This is a genomic window from Avibacterium avium (assembly GCF_900454535.1).
Lineage (GTDB): Bacteria > Pseudomonadota > Gammaproteobacteria > Enterobacterales > Pasteurellaceae > Avibacterium > Avibacterium avium.
This window is the reverse complement of record NZ_UGSP01000001.1, coordinates 1,612,692-1,628,513: the sequence shown is the minus strand read 5'-3', so window position 1 is coordinate 1,628,513 and position 15,822 is coordinate 1,612,692. Positions and strand designations below refer to the sequence as shown.

Sequence of the window (15,822 nt, the reverse complement as noted above, 5' to 3'; positions counted from 1 at the left end):
GCTGTGCTGCTTGCGTAATGAAAGTGCAAAAAGCCTTGCAAGCCGTGCCACAAGTCGCCCAAGTGCAAGTGAATTTAGCAGAACAAACTGCTTTAGTGAGCGGCAATGCCACACCGCAATCCCTTGTTGCCGCCGTGCAGCAAGCAGGCTATGGCGCGGAAGTGGTGAATGATGATGCGCTGCGTGCAGAAAAACAGCAAAGCAAAAGCGCGCACGAAGTGAAACAGCGTAAATGGCAAGGCATTGTTGCCCTTGGTTTAGGGGGGGCATTAATGCTTTGGGGCTTGCTTGGTGGCACAATGAGCGTAAATCAAAACAATCGCGTTTATTGGCTCGCGGTGGGTGTGCTGACCTTGTTGGTGATGATTGGGACAGGCAAACATTTTTATCAAAAGGCGTGGCAGAATTTGCTCAACCGCACAGCCACAATGGACACATTAGTGGCATTGGGAACTGGCACGGCGTGGCTTTATTCAATTTATGTCTGCCTTAATCCCGATTTTTTCCCTGAAAATGCACGCCACCTTTATTTTGAAGCTGCACTGATGATCATCGGCTTTATTAATTTAGGCAAAATGTTTGAAGCCAAGGCGAAGCAACATTCTTCACAGGCCTTGGCGCGCTTGCTTGATCTTACCCCGAAAACCGTACATCTAGTTACGCCACAAGGCACGCAAGAGATTCCTCTTACGAAAGTGCAAGCAGGAATGCAGTTACGCTTGCAAACAGGCGAACGAGTAGCAGTGGACGGCACAATTACAGAAGGGCAAGGCTGGTTTGATGAAAGTATGCTAACAGGTGAGCCTGTTCCCGTGCAAAAGCAGGCAGGGGACAAAATCAGCGCTGGAACGCTTATTTCAGATGGTACGGTGATTTACCGTGCAGAACAAATTGGTGAGCAAACTACCTTGGCCAATATCATCAAATTAGTGCGTCAAGCGCAGAGTAGCAAGCCAAAAATGGGACAACTGGCAGACAAAATTGCTGGCATATTCGTTCCTGTGGTGATGTGCATTGCGTTAGTTTCCGCATTGGTTTGGTATATTTTGGGGCCTGCGCCACAATTTTCTTATAGTTTGGTGATTTTCACTACCGTACTCATTATTGCCTGCCCTTGTGCCTTAGGGCTTGCGACACCAATGTCGATCATTTCAGGCATTGGGCGTGCCGCAGAATTAGGCATTTTAGTGCGCGATGCCGATGCTTTACAAAAAGCTGCTAGCGCCGATACCATTGTTTTTGACAAAACAGGGACGCTGACAAAAGGTTCACCAAAAATCACCGCACTTTATTGCTTTAATGATTATTCAGAAATGCAAGTTAGCCAGTTTGCAGCAAGTCTTGAACAGGGTTCAAATCACCCTTTAGCCAAAGGTATAGTGCAGTTTAATCAAGAAAATCAAGGTGAGCTCAAACCGCTTCACGCCTTTTCGACTTTGCAAGGTTTAGGGGTGAGTGGGGAAGTGGAAGGGCTTGAATTATTGCTCGGTAACCAAACTTTAATGATGCAGCAAGGCGTGGATATTCAGCCTGCAATGGCGATCTTTCAGCAACAAACAGAACGTGGCGCAACGGTGGTCTTTTTTGCGATCAATCGCCAATTAGCCGGGCTATTTGTGCTAAGCGATCCTTTGCGTGAAGATTCAGCGAATGCCTTACAACGTTTGCACGAACAGGGCTATCATTTGGTGATGCTCACTGGTGATCAAGAAAAAACGGCTCGCGCATTGGCGCAAGGCACCGCGATTGACAATGTGATCGCTGGCGTGTTGCCTGCTGAAAAAGCGAATATCATCAAGGCATTACAGCAAGAAGGCCGCAATGTAGTGATGGTGGGCGACGGCATTAATGATGCACCAGCCCTTGCCCAAGCAGACGTGAGTATCGCAATGGGCAGCGGTTCAGATATTGCCATAGAAACCGCCGAATTAACCTTAATGCGCCACAATATTTCAGCCGTAGCCGATGCCCTTTGCCTTTCCAAAGGCATTTTACGCAATATGAAGCAAAATCTGTTCGGCGCATTTATTTACAATATTTTAGGCATACCTATTGCCGCTGGGTTGTTGTATCCCTTGTTTGGTATTTTGCTCAACCCAATGATTGGCGGGCTGGCAATGGCGTTGTCTTCCATCACCGTGGTGAGCAATGCCAATCGCTTGTTAAAATTTAAAGTGAAATAATTGATAAGGCTCATAACGAGCCTTATTTTTTATGAATTAGGCAAATAAAAAGAGTATAATCCCAACATCTGACGCACAGTAAAAGTGCGGTGCTTTTTTTGAGAATTTTCGAGGCAATGATGTCATTACAATTTAACGCAATCGCCTTGCTACTGGTGATTTTAATTTTGCTTGGCGTGTTAGGTAACAACAGTTCAATCACCATTTCGGCGACGATTTTGCTATTAATGCAACAAACCTTTTTGGCTAAATATATTCCTTTTATGGAAAAATACGGTTTAAATATCGGCATTATTATTCTTACCATCGGCGTACTTAGTCCGATTATTTCTGGCAAAATTCCTTTGCCTGCTTTTACTGAGCTGTTGAACTGGAAAATGTTTTTAGCCATTGCTGTGGGCGTGCTGGTGGCGTGGTTTGGTGGACGTGGGGTAAACCTAATGGGCGCACAGCCCACCTTGCTCACCGGATTATTAGTTGGCACAATTTTAGGTGTTGCCTTTGTGGGCGGTATTCCTGTCGGGCCGTTGATTGCGGCGGGCATTTTGTCTTTATTATTGGGCAAGAGCGGTTAAAAATTTTCTCATTTTTCACAATGAAGCGGAGTTGAATACTTCGCTTTTTTTGTATTTGAATAATTTAACAGTTCAAAGCAAAGAAAAAAATATTAAAGGATATATGTTGATAATAAGAAAAAATAAGGAAAATTTGGAGCGGGAAACGAGGCTCGAACTCGCGACCCCAACCTTGGCAAGGTTGTGCTCTACCAACTGAGCTATTCCCGCAAGAGATAAGGAGATTGGAGCGGGAAACGAGGCTCGAACTCGCGACCCCGACCTTGGCAAGGTCGTGCTCTACCAACTGAGCTATTCCCGCATATTCCGTAAGGAACGGGGCGTATTATACGAAAAATTTTTACGCCCGCAAGTAAAATTATAAAAAATTTGATTGCTTGTTTAGTTATTGATCAGAAAGCGAGATTTTTCCTATTTCCTAGCAATTAAAATAGGCTAAGGCATTTTAATAAAATGATCACGATAATAAGCCAGCTCAGCAATAGATTCACGAATATCATCTAAAGCAAGGTGGGTATTTTTCTTACTAAAGCCTTTTAACATTTCAGGATTCCAACGCGATCCAAGTTCTTTCAAGGTGCTGACATCAAGGTGGCGATAATGAAAATAGTCAGCGAGTTCAGGCATATATTTGAATAAAAAGCGTTTATCTTGCGCAACGCTGTTGCCACAAATGGGTGATGCACCTTTAGGCACCCATTTTTTTAGGAAATCTAAAGTTTGTAATTCCGCGGCACGTTCGGTGAGTTTGCTTTGTTTTACGCGTTCAATTAAACCATTTTCGCTATGGGTTTTCTGACACCAAGCGCTCATTTTTTCCAGTAAACTATCTGGTTGATGAATGGCAAGCACAGGGCCTTCTGCAAGAATATTGAGATCTTTATCGGTTACAATGGTGGCAATCTCAATGATGCGTTCTTTTTCGGGATCTAAGCCCGTCATTTCTAAGTCAATCCAAATAAGGTTTTGTTTATCTAATTGCATTAGGGTATCCTATGTCTGTTATTATTTTTAATAAATGGTAAATATTCTAACCGAAAACCAACCGCACTTTAAGGATTTATCTTTGAGCAAACAAAAATTAACTTACAATCAGCAACGCAGAATTCGCTCTAATAATGCGAAAACATTACAACGTCACAAATCAAGAAATGAGGATATTCAGTGGCAAGATGAAATGCTTGGCCCAACGCAAGAAGGTACAGTGGTAACCCGTTATTCTTTGCACGCCGATGTGGAAAATGAGCAAGGTGAAATTTTCCGCTGTAATTTACGTCGCACTTTGGCAAATTTAGTGGTTGGCGACAGAGTGCTGTGGCGTAAAGGCAGCGAGCAGTTACAAGGGGTGAGCGGTGTAATTGAAGCCATTCACCCACGTAAAAATGAAATTACACGCCCTGATTATTACGATGGCTTAAAAGTGATCGCAGCAAACATTGATCGCATTATTATTGTGTCCGCAGTGGTGCCTGAGTTGTCTTGGAATATTGTCGATCGCTATTTAGTAGTGTGTGAAAATGCGAAAATCCCTGCGGTGATCGTGATTAATAAAGCTGATTTATTATCGGAAACCCAGCGTGCGGCAGTGGAAAAACAACTTAAGGTTTATGAAAAAATTGGCTATCAAACGCTAATGATTTCTGCTAAAACAGGCGAAAATATGCAAAATCTCACCGCACTTTTATCGCAAGGCACGTCCATTTTTGTGGGGCAATCAGGGGTAGGTAAATCCAGTTTAATCAACAGCATTTTACCTGATGTGAATGCACAGGTTGGTGCGGTGAGCGAGGGAACAGGATTAGGCCGCCACACAACCACCTCTTCTCGTCTTTATCATTTACCGCAAGGCGGCGATCTGATTGATTCACCGGGGATTCGTGAGTTTGGTTTATGGCATTTGGACGCAGATCAAATTACGAAAGGATACCGTGAATTTCAATATGTGCTAGGCACTTGTAAATTTAGGGATTGTAAACATTTGAATGATCCGGGGTGTGCATTGCGTGAAGCCGTTGAGCAAGGAAAAATCGATCCCGTAAGATTTAAAAACTATCATAATTTAATTGAAAGTTTATCTGAAACAAAGGGGCATAGACACTTCTTCACTCAGGACAATGGTTAAATAAAGGTTAATAAACGCATAAAAAAACGCCGTTTCAAGCATTTTTTTGTGATGTACTTCAAATTTTGCGTTGATTAGGGTTGATTATTGTTGTGTTAAGTTGAATACTAGCTTCAGATTTATTTTTAAAGATGAAATAAATACAACGATTGAATGGTAAGCTTTATGGTTACTGTTTGATGTTAGGATAACATTTATACTTAAACAATTTACTAAGAGGATTTTACTATGTACTCAAAAGATGTTGAAATTATTGCTCCAAATGGTTTACATACTCGCCCTGCGGCTCAGTTTGTAAAAGAAGCGAAAGCCTTTGCTTCTGACATTACTGTAACTTCTGGTGGCAAAAGTGCAAGTGCAAAAAGCCTTTTTAAATTACAAACTTTAGGTTTAACACAAGGAACTGTGATCACCATTTCTGCTGAAGGCGAAGATGAGCAAAAAGCAGTAGATCATTTAGTCGCTTTAATTCCTACATTAGAGTAATCATACCATTAGCCACAAATTTCACTTTCAAGGGAAAGTCTGTTTGTGGCTATTGTTCTATTTATAGCCAGATTTAATTATTAGTTCGGAAGGTCACTATGATTTCAGGTATTCCAGCATCACCCGGTATTGTTTTCGGTAAAGCCCTTGTTTTAAAAGAAGAAAAAATTATTCTTGATACACAAAAAATTCAAGATGATCAAATTGAGGCTGAGGTTGCACGTTTTTATCAAGGACGCGATGCGGCTGTTGAGCAATTAACCGCAATTAAAGATAGAGCTTATGCTTCATTAGGTGAAGAAAAAGCAGCGATCTTTGAAGGTCATTTAATGATTTTGGAAGATGAGGAATTAGAAGAAGAAATCATTGATTATTTACGCACTAATAAAGTGAATGCAGGGGTTGCTGCAAGCACGATTATTGATCAGCAAGTGGCAATGTTGTCAGAAATTGATGATGAATATTTAAAAGAGCGTGCAGGGGATATTCGTGATATTGGTAATCGCTTAATTAAAAATATTTTAGGTATGCACATTGTTGATCTTGGTGAGATCAACGAAGAAGCTATTCTTGTTGCTTATGACTTAACGCCATCAGAAACGGCACAGCTTAACCTTGATAAAGTGCTTGGTTTTATTACTGATATTGGTGGCAGAACTTCTCATACTTCAATTATGGCACGTTCATTAGAATTGCCAGCGATTGTGGGGACAAACACGGTTACTCAACAAGTTAATACCGGTGATTTCTTAATTCTTGATGCGGTGAATAATTGTGTTTATGTAAACCCAAGTCAGGAAGAAATTGATCGCTTAAAAGCCTTAGAAGCACAATTAGCCGAAGAAAAAGCAGAATTAGCGAAATTAAAAGATTTGCCTGCGCTCACTTTAGACGGTCATCGCGTTGATGTGGTAGCAAATATTGGTACAATTCGCGATGTGGAAGGGGCTGATCGTAATGGTGCGGAAGGCGTAGGCTTATACCGTACAGAATTCTTATTTATGGATCGCGATCAGCTTCCAACAGAAGAAGAACAATTTATCGCTTATAAAGAAGTCGTTGAAGCGATGAATGGCCGTTTAGTGGTATTAAGAACAATGGATATTGGTGGTGATAAAGAGTTACCTTACTTAAATCTACCAAAAGAAATGAATCCATTCTTAGGCTGGCGCGCAATTCGTATAGCCCTAGATCGTAAAGAAATTTTACACGCTCAATTAAGAGCAGTATTAAGAGCTTCTGCTTTCGGCAAATTGGCTGTAATGTTCCCAATGATTATTTCTGTCGAAGAAATTCGTACGTTAAAAGCAGAAATTGAAATATTAAAAGCGCAATTACGCGATGAAGGCAAGGCTTTTGACGAGAACATTCAAATTGGCGTGATGGTGGAAACCCCATCTGCGGCAGTGAATGCAAAATTCTTAGCGAAAGAAGTGGATTTCTTCAGTATTGGTACAAACGATTTAACCCAATATACCCTTGCAGTGGATCGTGGTAACGAATTAATTTCTCATTTATATAATCCAATGACCCCATCTGTATTGAGCTTAATCAAACAGGTGATTGATGCTTCTCACGCTGAAGGTAAATGGACAGGTATGTGTGGAGAGCTAGCGGGTGATGAAAGAGCAACGTTATTGCTACTTGGTATGGGCTTAGACGAGTTTAGTATGAGCGCAATTTCAGTACCAAGAATTAAAAAATTAATCCGCAATGTAAACTATCAAGATGCAAAATTGCTTGCTGATAAAGCGCTCGAACAGCCAACAGCAGCAGATATTGAAAAATTGGTTGCAGACTTTTTAGCAGAAAATGCGTTAAACTAGATACCAATTATTCAAGTTTTGGGCTAGAATAGCCCAAACATTCACTTAGTAGGAGACTAAAAATGGGTTTTTTTGATAAATTATTTGGTTCAAAAAGCAATAAAACCGTTGAAGTAGAGATTTATGCACCGCTTTCAGGTGATATTGTGAACATTGAAGATGTACCAGATGTTGTTTTCTCAGAAAAAATTGTTGGTGATGGTATTGCAATTCGCCCAACAGGTAATAAACTTGTAGCCCCTGTTGATGGTGTTGTAGGTAAAATCTTTGAAACCAATCACGCTTTCTCAATGGAATCTACCGATGGTGTGGAATTATTCGTTCACTTTGGTATTGATACCGTTGAATTAAAAGGTGAAGGTTTCAGACGCGTTGCTGAAGAAGGTCAAACCGTTAAACGTGGTGATACCATTATTGAATTAGATTTAGAATTACTTGAAGCCAAAGCAAAATCAGTGCTTACCCCTGTAGTGATTTCTAATATGGATGAAATTAGCCATATTGAGAAAAAGACAGGCGAAGTTGTTGCTGGCGAATCAGTTGTTCTTGTGGTGAAAAAATAAATCATCTTATTAAAAAAACCCATTCTATTGGTTCAGTAGAATGGGTTTTTTGTTATAAATAACTTTATTTTGGTAGATGATTTTTGAAAAGTGCGGTGATTATTTAGTGTATTTTTCAAAAAATCTTATACTTTTTATAAATTTTGTTAAATATTTGTAAACGGGTTTTAATAGTTGTAAAATAGCCTAGATATAGGTATTAGTTATCCATTCGTTGTTCAGTTTCGTCTAGAAATTGAACTTAACTTCAACTTAACAAATAAGGAAAAGACTATGTCAGAAATGTTAAGAAATGACGTAGATCCAGTCGAAACCAATGATTGGTTATTGGCGATCGATTCAGTAATTCGTGAAGAAGGTGTTGAAAGAGCACAGTTTATTATTGAGCAATTAATGCAGCACGCTCGTGCAAATTCAGTATCTTTACCAACAGGTGTTACCACTGATTATATTAATACTATCCCTGTTGAAGAAGAGCCGAACTATCCAGGTAATTTAGATCTTGAGCGCCGTATTCGTAGTGCGATTCGTTGGAATGCAATTATGATGGTATTAAGAGCTTCTAAGAAAGATTTAGAGCTTGGCGGCCATATGTCATCTTTCCAATCTTCTGCGACAATCTATGAAGTTTGTTTCAACCATTTCTTTAAAGCGCGTACCGAAAAAAATGGCGGCGACTTAGTTTTCTTCCAAGGTCATATTTCTCCTGGAATTTATGCGCGTGCTTTTGTTGAAGGCCGTTTAACTGAAGAGCAATTAGATAATTTCCGTCAAGAAGTTCACGGAAAAGGCCTTTCTTCTTACCCTCACCCTAAATTAATGCCTGAATTCTGGCAGTTCCCTACAGTATCAATGGGTCTTGGGCCATTGAATGCTATTTATCAAGCACGTTTCTTAAAATACTTACATAACCGTGGCTTGAAAGACACTGCAGATCAAACCGTTTACGCATTCTTAGGTGATGGCGAAATGGACGAAGTAGAATCTCGCGGTGGTCTTGCTTTCGCAGCGCGTGAAAAATTAGATAACCTTGTTTTCGTGATTAACTGTAACTTACAACGTTTAGACGGTCCAGTAACAGGTAACGGTAAAATTATCCAAGAATTAGAAGCACAGTTTAACGGTTGTGGCTGGGAAGTGATCAAAGTTGTTTGGGGTCGCCGTTGGGATCGTTTATTACAACGTGATACTTCAGGTAAATTATTACAATTAATGATGGAAGTGGTTGATGGCGACTATCAAACCTTCAAAGCAAAAGATGGTGCTTATGTACGTAAACACTTCTTTGGGCGTTATCCTGAAACTGAAGCTTTAGTGGCAGAAATGACAGATGATGAAATCTGGGCATTAAACCGTGGTGGTCATGATCCATTAAAAGTTTTCGCTGCATTCAATAAAGCAAAACAAGTTAAAGACAAACCAGTTGTATTGCTTGTGAAAACCATCAAAGGTTATGGTATGGGTGATGCCGCTGAAGGTAAAAACATCGCTCACCAAGTTAAGAAAATGGATATGTCGGGCGTTAAACACGTTCGTGATCGTTTCAATATTGCGGTATCTGATGAAGATATTGAGAAATTACCATACATCAAGTTTGAAGAAGGTTCAGAAGAGTACAAATATCTTCACGAGCGCCGTCAAGCATTAAATGGTTATTTACCAACTCGTGCGCCACGCTTTACTCACGAACTTGAAGTGCCTGCGTTAGAAGAGTTTGCACAATTATTTGAAGCACAATCTCGTCCAATTTCAACCACAATGGCGTTTGTTCGTTCATTAAACGTATTGTTGAAAAACAAATCTGTGGGTAAACACATTGTGCCAATTATCGCAGATGAAGCGCGTACTTTCGGTATGGAAGGTTTATTCCGTCAAATCGGTATTTATAACCCACACGGACAAAACTACACCCCACAAGATCGCGAACAAGTTTCTTACTATCGTGAAGCTATTGATGGTCAAGTGTTACAAGAAGGCATTAACGAACAAGGTGCGACAGCGTCTTGGATTGCGGCAGCAACTTCTTACAGCACAAACAACGTGCCAATGATTCCATTCTTTGTGTATTACTCAATGTTTGGTTTCCAACGTGTGGGCGATTTAATGTGGTTAGCAGGCGACCAACGTGCGCGTGGCTTTATGATCGGTGGTACATCAGGCCGTACAACATTGAACGGTGAAGGTTTACAACATGAAGATGGCCAAAGCCATATTCAATCAGCGGTAATTCCAAACTGTATCTCTTATGATCCAGCTTTCGCCTTTGAAGTACCAGTGATTATCCAAGACGGTGTTCGCCGTATGTACGGGCCAGAACAAGAAGATGTGTACTACTACATCACAACCTTAAACGAAACTTATGACCAACCAGCAATGCCAAAAGGCGCAGAAGAAGGTATCCGTAAAGGTATCTATAAATTCGAAACGGTAACTGGGCAAGGTAAAGGTAAAGTTCAATTATTAGGTTCTGGTGCAATTTTACGCCACGTTCGTGAAGCGGCGAAATTACTTGCAGATGATTTCGGCGTAACTTCTGATGTATATAGCGTAACTTCATTTACTGAAGTAGCGCGTGATGGTGCAGATGTAGAGCGCTGGAACTTATTACACCCTGAAGCAGAGCCAAGAACTGCATACATTGCTCAAGTGATGAATGATGCACCAGCCGTGGCTGCAACAGATTACATCAAACTTTATGCAGAGCAAGTGCGTGCATTTGTTCCAGCGCAAAGCTATCGTGTATTAGGTACAGACGGTTTTGGTCGTTCAGATAGCCGTGAAAACTTACGCGAGCATTTTGAAGTGAATGCACATTATGTGGTAATCGCAGCATTAACTGAGCTTGTTAAACAAGGTATCTTTGACAAGAAAGTGGTTGCAGATGCGATTGCAAAATATGGCATTGATGCAGATAAAATTAACCCACTTTACGCATAATTAACATCGCTCCCCTTGCTTTGGCAGGGGGAGTTTTGAGGAAAAAAGAAAATGGCTAAAGAAATTCAAATTCCAGATATTGGTGGCGATGAAGTAACCGTTACCGAAGTGATGGTAAAAGCTGGTGATACGGTTGAAGTTGATCAATCCGTAATTAATGTTGAAGGCGATAAAGCATCAATGGAAGTGCCTTCACCAGAAACTGGTGTAATTAAAGAAGTATTAGTAAAAGTTGGCGATAAAGTTTCAACTGGTACACCAATGTTTATTTTAGAAGGGGCAGCAGCTGCACCAGCACCTGCCGCTGAAGAAAAAGCTGCAGCACCGCAAAGTGCGGGTGGTTCTGTGATTGAAATTCACGTTCCAGATATCGGTGGCGATGAAGTAAACGTAACTGAAATTTTAGTAAACGTAGGCGATAGCGTTGCAGAAGAGCAATCTATCTTAAACGTAGAAGGTGATAAAGCTTCTATGGAAGTGCCTGCACCTGTGGCTGGTGTGGTAAAAGAAATTCTTATCAAAGTAGGTGATAAAGTTTCAACTGGTTCATTAGTGATGAAATTTGAAACCACTGCCGCAGCACCAGCTGCTCAACCAGCGGCTGAAGCACCAGCAGCACCTGCTGCAGTATCTGGTGGCGTACAAGATGTTCACGTTCCAGATATTGGCGGTGATGAAGTAAACGTAACTGAAATTATGGTTGCTGTGGGCGATAGCGTTTCTGAAGAGCAATCATTAATCACTGTTGAAGGCGACAAAGCTTCAATGGAAGTCCCTGCACCATTTGCCGGTGTAGTAAAAGAAATCTTAGTGAAATCAGGGGATAAAGTTTCAACTGGTTCATTAATTATGCGTTTTGAAGTAGCGGGTTCAGCGCCTGCTGCAGCCCCAGTGGCTCAACCAACAGCGGCACCTGCACAAACTCAAGCAGCTGCACCTGCTGCGCCAGCACAATCAGCGCAGCCTGCTAACCAAGCAGAAGTTACAGCAAGTGCAAGTTTTGCTCACGCAACCCCTGTGGTTCGCCGTTTAGCCCGTGAGTTTGGGGTAAACCTAGATAAAGTGAAAGGAACAGGTCGTAAAGGTCGTATCCTGAAAGAAGACGTTCAAGCCTATGTGAAAGCAGCGGTGAAAGCGGTAGAAAGCGGTTCTGTATCCGCAGCATCAACAGGTGCAGCGAATGGTGCAGGTTTAGGCTTACTCCCTTGGCCGAAAGTGGACTTCAGCAAATTCGGTGAAGTAGAGCAAGTTGAATTAGGCCGTATCCAAAAAATCTCTGGTGCGAACTTACACCGTAACTGGGTAATGATTCCACACGTTACACAATGGGATAAAGCAGACATCACAGATTTAGAGCAATTCCGTAAAGAGCAAAATGTGCTTGCGGAAAAACAAAAACTTGATGTAAAAATCACCCCACTTGTGTTCATTATGAAAGCAGTAGCGAAAGCCTTAGAAGCTTACCCACGCTTTAATAGCTCATTATCTGAAGATGCACAAAGCTTGATCTTGAAAAAATACATCAACATTGGCGTAGCGGTAGATACACCAAACGGCTTAGTTGTGCCTGTATTTAAAGATGTAAACAAAAAAGGCATCATCGAGCTTTCACGCGAATTAGCTGAAATCTCGAAAAAAGCCCGTGCAGGTAAATTAACTGCATCTGATATGCAAGGTGGCTGTTTCACCATTTCAAGCCTAGGCGGTATTGGTGGTACACAATTTACCCCAATCGTGAATGCGCCAGAAGTGGCTATTTTAGGTGTGTCTAAATCTGAAATGACACCAGTGTGGAACGGTAAAGAATTCACCCCACGCTTAATGTTACCATTATCGCTCTCTTACGATCACCGCGTGATCGATGGAGCAGACGGTGCAAGATTTATCACCTTCATCAATGGCGTATTAAGCGACCTTCGCCGTTTAGTAATGTAATTTCCTTAGCGTTTCTCATTGATAATGGGAAACGCTGTTTAGTTAAAGTGCGGTGTAAAAATCGCAACAATTTAACGAGGTAAAAAATGAATAAAGAGATTAAAACACAAGTTGTTGTACTTGGTGCAGGCCCTGCAGGTTATTCTGCGGCATTCCGTTGTGCGGACTTAGGCTTGGATACCGTTATTGTTGAACGTTATTCAACCCTTGGTGGGGTGTGCTTAAACGTGGGTTGTATCCCATCTAAAGCCTTATTACACGTTGCCAAAGTTATTGAAGAAGCAAAATCTTTAGCGGAACACGGCATCGTATTTGGTGAACCGCAAACTGACATTGACAAAATCCGTGGTTGGAAAGAAAAAGTAATCAACCAATTAACTGGCGGCTTAGCGGGAATGGCTAAAATGCGTAAAGTGCAAGTGGTAAATGGTTACGGTAAATTCTCAGGCCCTAACACCATTATCGTTGCAGGCGATGAAGGGGAAACCACTATTCATTTTGATAATGCTATTATCGCAGCGGGTTCACGCCCAATTCAATTGCCATTTATCCCACACGAAGATCCACGCATTTGGGATTCAACAGACGCGCTTAAATTAAAAGAAGTGCCGAAAAACCTATTAATTATGGGCGGTGGTATTATCGGTCTTGAAATGGGTACGGTATATCACGCACTCGGTTCTAACATTGACGTAGTAGAAATGTTTGATCAAGTGATCCCAGCAGCGGATAAAGATATTGTTCAAATCTACACAAAACGTATCGAGAAGAAATTCAACTTATTACTTGAAACCAAAGTAACTGCAGTTGAAGCGAAAGAAGACGGTATTTATGTCTCAATGGAAGGCAAAGCAGCGAACGAAACACGCCGTTATGACGCTGTGTTAGTGGCGATCGGTCGTACACCAAATGGTAAATTGATCGATGCCAATGTGGCTGGTGTAGAAGTGGACGATAGTGGCTTTATCCATACAGATAAACAAATGCGTACCAACGTACCACACATCTTCGCGATTGGTGATATTGTGGGACAACCAATGCTTGCTCACAAAGGCGTACACGAAGGCCATGTTGCAGCAGAAGTTATTGCAGGACAAAAACACTATTTCGATCCGAAAGTGATTCCATCTATCGCATACACTGAGCCAGAAGTGGCTTGGGTAGGTAAAACCGAGAAAGAATGTAAAGCCGAAGGCATTAACTACGAAGTGGCGAAATTCCCTTGGGCAGCGTCAGGTCGTGCGATCGCCTCTGACTGTGCAGATGGTTTAACCAAATTGATCTTCGATAAAGATACTCATCGCATTATCGGTGGTGCGATCGTAGGGACAAACGGTGGTGAATTGCTAGGTGAAATCGGTCTTGCGATTGAAATGGGTTGTGATGCAGAAGATCTTGCATTAACTATCCACGCTCACCCAACCTTACACGAATCTGTTGGCTTAGCGGCAGAAGTGTTTGAAGGTTCAATCACCGACTTACCAAATCCAAAAGCGAAAAAGAAAAAGTAATTTTCTAATATAAAAGCAATTGTGAATAAAGGGCTAAATAAGATTTCTTACTTAGCCCTTTTCTTATAATAAATACTTAATCAGCGTTGCATTGTTGGTTAAAATCTATTAGAATTTTGACGTTTTTCTCTTAAACTTCAAAGAGTAAAAATACAAATAATGAATTCTACTTTGTTCAAAATAAGTAGATTTTAGATTTAATCGATTAGAAGGAATATTATTATTAAAACCGCAAAACGTGTCCAAACAAACCGCGCCCATCGTCTAAATGATGAGATTCGTGGTGTAAAAGAGGTTCGTTTAACCGATCAAAATGGTGAACAACTCGGTATCGTTTCTATCCAAGAAGCATTAGCAAAAGCTGATGAAGCAGAATTAGATTTAGTTGAAATCAGTCCTAATGCGGAGCCGCCAGTATGTCGTATTATGAATTACGGTAAATTTATGTACGAAAAAGAAAAAGCGGCAAAAGAACAGAAGAAAAAACAAAAAGTTGTTCAAGTTAAAGAAATTAAATTCCGTCCAGGAACAGATGAAGGTGATTACCAAGTTAAATTGCGTAGCATCTTACGTTTCTTGGAAGATGGCGATAAAGTAAAAATTACCGTGCGTTTTCGCGGACGCGAAATGGCTCACCAAGATATTGGTCTAAATGTGTTAGAGCGCGTTAAAGAAGATACCTCAGAAATCGCAATGATTGAGTCAGCACCGGGTAAATTAGAAGGTCGCCAAGCTGTAATGGTGATTGCACCGAAGAAAAAATAATTTTATTTCTTGCGTAAAGCGGACGGATCTTATAAAATTCGTCCGTTTTTCCTTGCAGAAAAACAAAGTGATAATCAGGTAAACTACGCAACCTGATTTCCTTGTGTATGCTAGCCTTTGGCTAACAAATAGAAATAATTAGTGCTTTACAAGTAATTTATTATTAAATTGAATTCGCCTAATTATCCAACCTAACTTAAACAATGCGGAGTTATTTAAACAATGCCTAAAATTAAAACAGTACGTGGTGCTGCGAAGCGTTTCAAAAAAACAGCTTCTGGCGGTTTCAAACGTAAACAATCTCACTTACGTCATATTTTGACTAAGAAAACCACTAAACGTAAACGTCATCTACGTCATAAATCAATGGTTGCGAAAGCAGACCAAGTTTTAGTTGTAGCCTGCTTGCCATACGCATAAGCGTAAACAAGTAAAGCGTACGTCAAGTGAATTTTAGTTAATAATATTGTATAGGAGATTAAATAATGGCTCGTGTAAAACGTGGTGTTATTGCAAGAGCTCGCCATAAGAAAATTCTTAAGGCAGCTAAAGGTTATTATGGTGCGCGTTCACGTGTTTATCGCGTTGCGTTCCAAGCTGTAATTAAAGCAGGTCAATATGCTTATCGCGACCGCCGTCAACGTAAACGTCAATTCCGTCAATTATGGATTGCGCGTATCAATGCTGCGGCACGTCAAAATGGCTTATCTTACAGCAAATTTATCAACGGCTTGAAAAAAGCTTCTGTTGAAATCGATCGTAAGATCCTTGCTGATATTGCAGTATTCGACAAAGTTGCATTTGCAGCATTAGTTGAAAAAGCAAAATCTGCGCTTTAATTTTTAAAGACTGATTGTGAAAGGACGCTACATAGCGTCCTTTTTCTTATAAGCTGATTTTGCTACGCATAAGAATGATT

Annotated in this window: 13 protein-coding genes and 2 tRNA genes; 12 read left to right on the top strand and 3 right to left on the bottom strand. The window is 40.8% G+C overall.

The annotated features are described in order from the left end of the window. The first annotated feature begins 17 nt into the window (after positions 1-17). Together DYC50_RS07950 and DYC50_RS07945 are read left to right on the top strand one after the other, a co-directional pair. The gene (locus DYC50_RS07950) at positions 18-2,183 is read left to right on the top strand and encodes a copper-translocating P-type ATPase (RefSeq protein ID WP_115250190.1); all 2,166 of its coding nucleotides are present in this window, start codon (positions 18-20) and stop codon (positions 2,181-2,183) included. A 119-nt stretch (positions 2,184-2,302) separates the two neighbouring features. After that, positions 2,303-2,758, top strand: a complete 456-nt coding sequence (locus DYC50_RS07945; RefSeq protein WP_115249721.1) for a DUF441 domain-containing protein — start codon at positions 2,303-2,305, stop codon at positions 2,756-2,758. Between the two features lie 134 nt (positions 2,759-2,892). Here the strand turns inward: DYC50_RS07945 and DYC50_RS07940 are convergent. The 3 genes from DYC50_RS07940 to orn form a co-directional block, all read right to left on the bottom strand. Continuing rightward, a tRNA-Gly gene (locus tag DYC50_RS07940) sits at positions 2,893-2,968 on the bottom strand. Positions 2,969-2,983: 15 nt separating this feature from the next. Then, a tRNA-Gly gene (locus DYC50_RS07935) sits at positions 2,984-3,059 on the bottom strand. A gap of 134 nt (positions 3,060-3,193) precedes the next feature. Further along, a complete protein-coding gene (orn, locus tag DYC50_RS07930; RefSeq protein WP_115249720.1) occupies positions 3,194-3,742 on the bottom strand; it encodes an oligoribonuclease in 549 nt (182 codons plus the stop codon). Positions 3,743-3,824: 82 nt separating this feature from the next. On the opposite strand from orn, the gene rsgA reads away from it, so the two are divergent. From rsgA to rplT, 10 genes are all read left to right on the top strand, one after another. Next, positions 3,825-4,880, top strand: coding sequence for a small ribosomal subunit biogenesis GTPase RsgA (gene rsgA / locus DYC50_RS07925; protein WP_115250189.1), 1,056 nt, complete (start codon positions 3,825-3,827; stop codon positions 4,878-4,880). Between the two features lie 228 nt (positions 4,881-5,108). Next, positions 5,109-5,366: a phosphocarrier protein Hpr gene (gene ptsH / locus DYC50_RS07920; protein WP_100295592.1), complete on the top strand. Its 258-nt coding sequence runs from the start codon at positions 5,109-5,111 to the stop codon at positions 5,364-5,366. A gap of 98 nt (positions 5,367-5,464) precedes the next feature. After that, on the top strand, positions 5,465-7,192 hold the full coding sequence (gene ptsI / locus DYC50_RS07915) for a phosphoenolpyruvate-protein phosphotransferase PtsI (protein ID WP_115249719.1): 1,728 nt from the start codon (positions 5,465-5,467) through the stop codon (positions 7,190-7,192). A 62-nt stretch (positions 7,193-7,254) separates the two neighbouring features. After that, positions 7,255-7,755: a PTS glucose transporter subunit IIA gene (crr, locus tag DYC50_RS07910; RefSeq protein ID WP_115249718.1), complete on the top strand. Its 501-nt coding sequence runs from the start codon at positions 7,255-7,257 to the stop codon at positions 7,753-7,755. Positions 7,756-8,028: 273 nt separating this feature from the next. Then, positions 8,029-10,692: a pyruvate dehydrogenase (acetyl-transferring), homodimeric type gene (gene aceE / locus DYC50_RS07905; RefSeq protein ID WP_103852901.1), complete on the top strand. Its 2,664-nt coding sequence runs from the start codon at positions 8,029-8,031 to the stop codon at positions 10,690-10,692. Between the two features lie 51 nt (positions 10,693-10,743). Then, a complete protein-coding gene (gene aceF, locus DYC50_RS07900; protein WP_115249717.1) occupies positions 10,744-12,627 on the top strand; it encodes a pyruvate dehydrogenase complex dihydrolipoyllysine-residue acetyltransferase in 1,884 nt (627 codons plus the stop codon). An 86-nt stretch (positions 12,628-12,713) separates the two neighbouring features. Beyond that, positions 12,714-14,138: a dihydrolipoyl dehydrogenase gene (gene lpdA, locus DYC50_RS07895; protein ID WP_115249716.1), complete on the top strand. Its 1,425-nt coding sequence runs from the start codon at positions 12,714-12,716 to the stop codon at positions 14,136-14,138. A gap of 204 nt (positions 14,139-14,342) precedes the next feature. Next, positions 14,343-14,903, top strand: coding sequence for a translation initiation factor IF-3 (infC, locus tag DYC50_RS07890; RefSeq protein ID WP_425451085.1), 561 nt, complete (start codon positions 14,343-14,345; stop codon positions 14,901-14,903). Between the two features lie 222 nt (positions 14,904-15,125). Further along, on the top strand, positions 15,126-15,323 hold the full coding sequence (gene rpmI / locus DYC50_RS07885; protein WP_005596065.1) for a 50S ribosomal protein L35: 198 nt from the start codon (positions 15,126-15,128) through the stop codon (positions 15,321-15,323). Between the two features lie 65 nt (positions 15,324-15,388). Next, positions 15,389-15,742: a 50S ribosomal protein L20 gene (gene rplT, locus DYC50_RS07880; RefSeq protein ID WP_005546410.1), complete on the top strand. Its 354-nt coding sequence runs from the start codon at positions 15,389-15,391 to the stop codon at positions 15,740-15,742. The last annotated feature ends 80 nt before the right edge of the window (positions 15,743-15,822 follow it).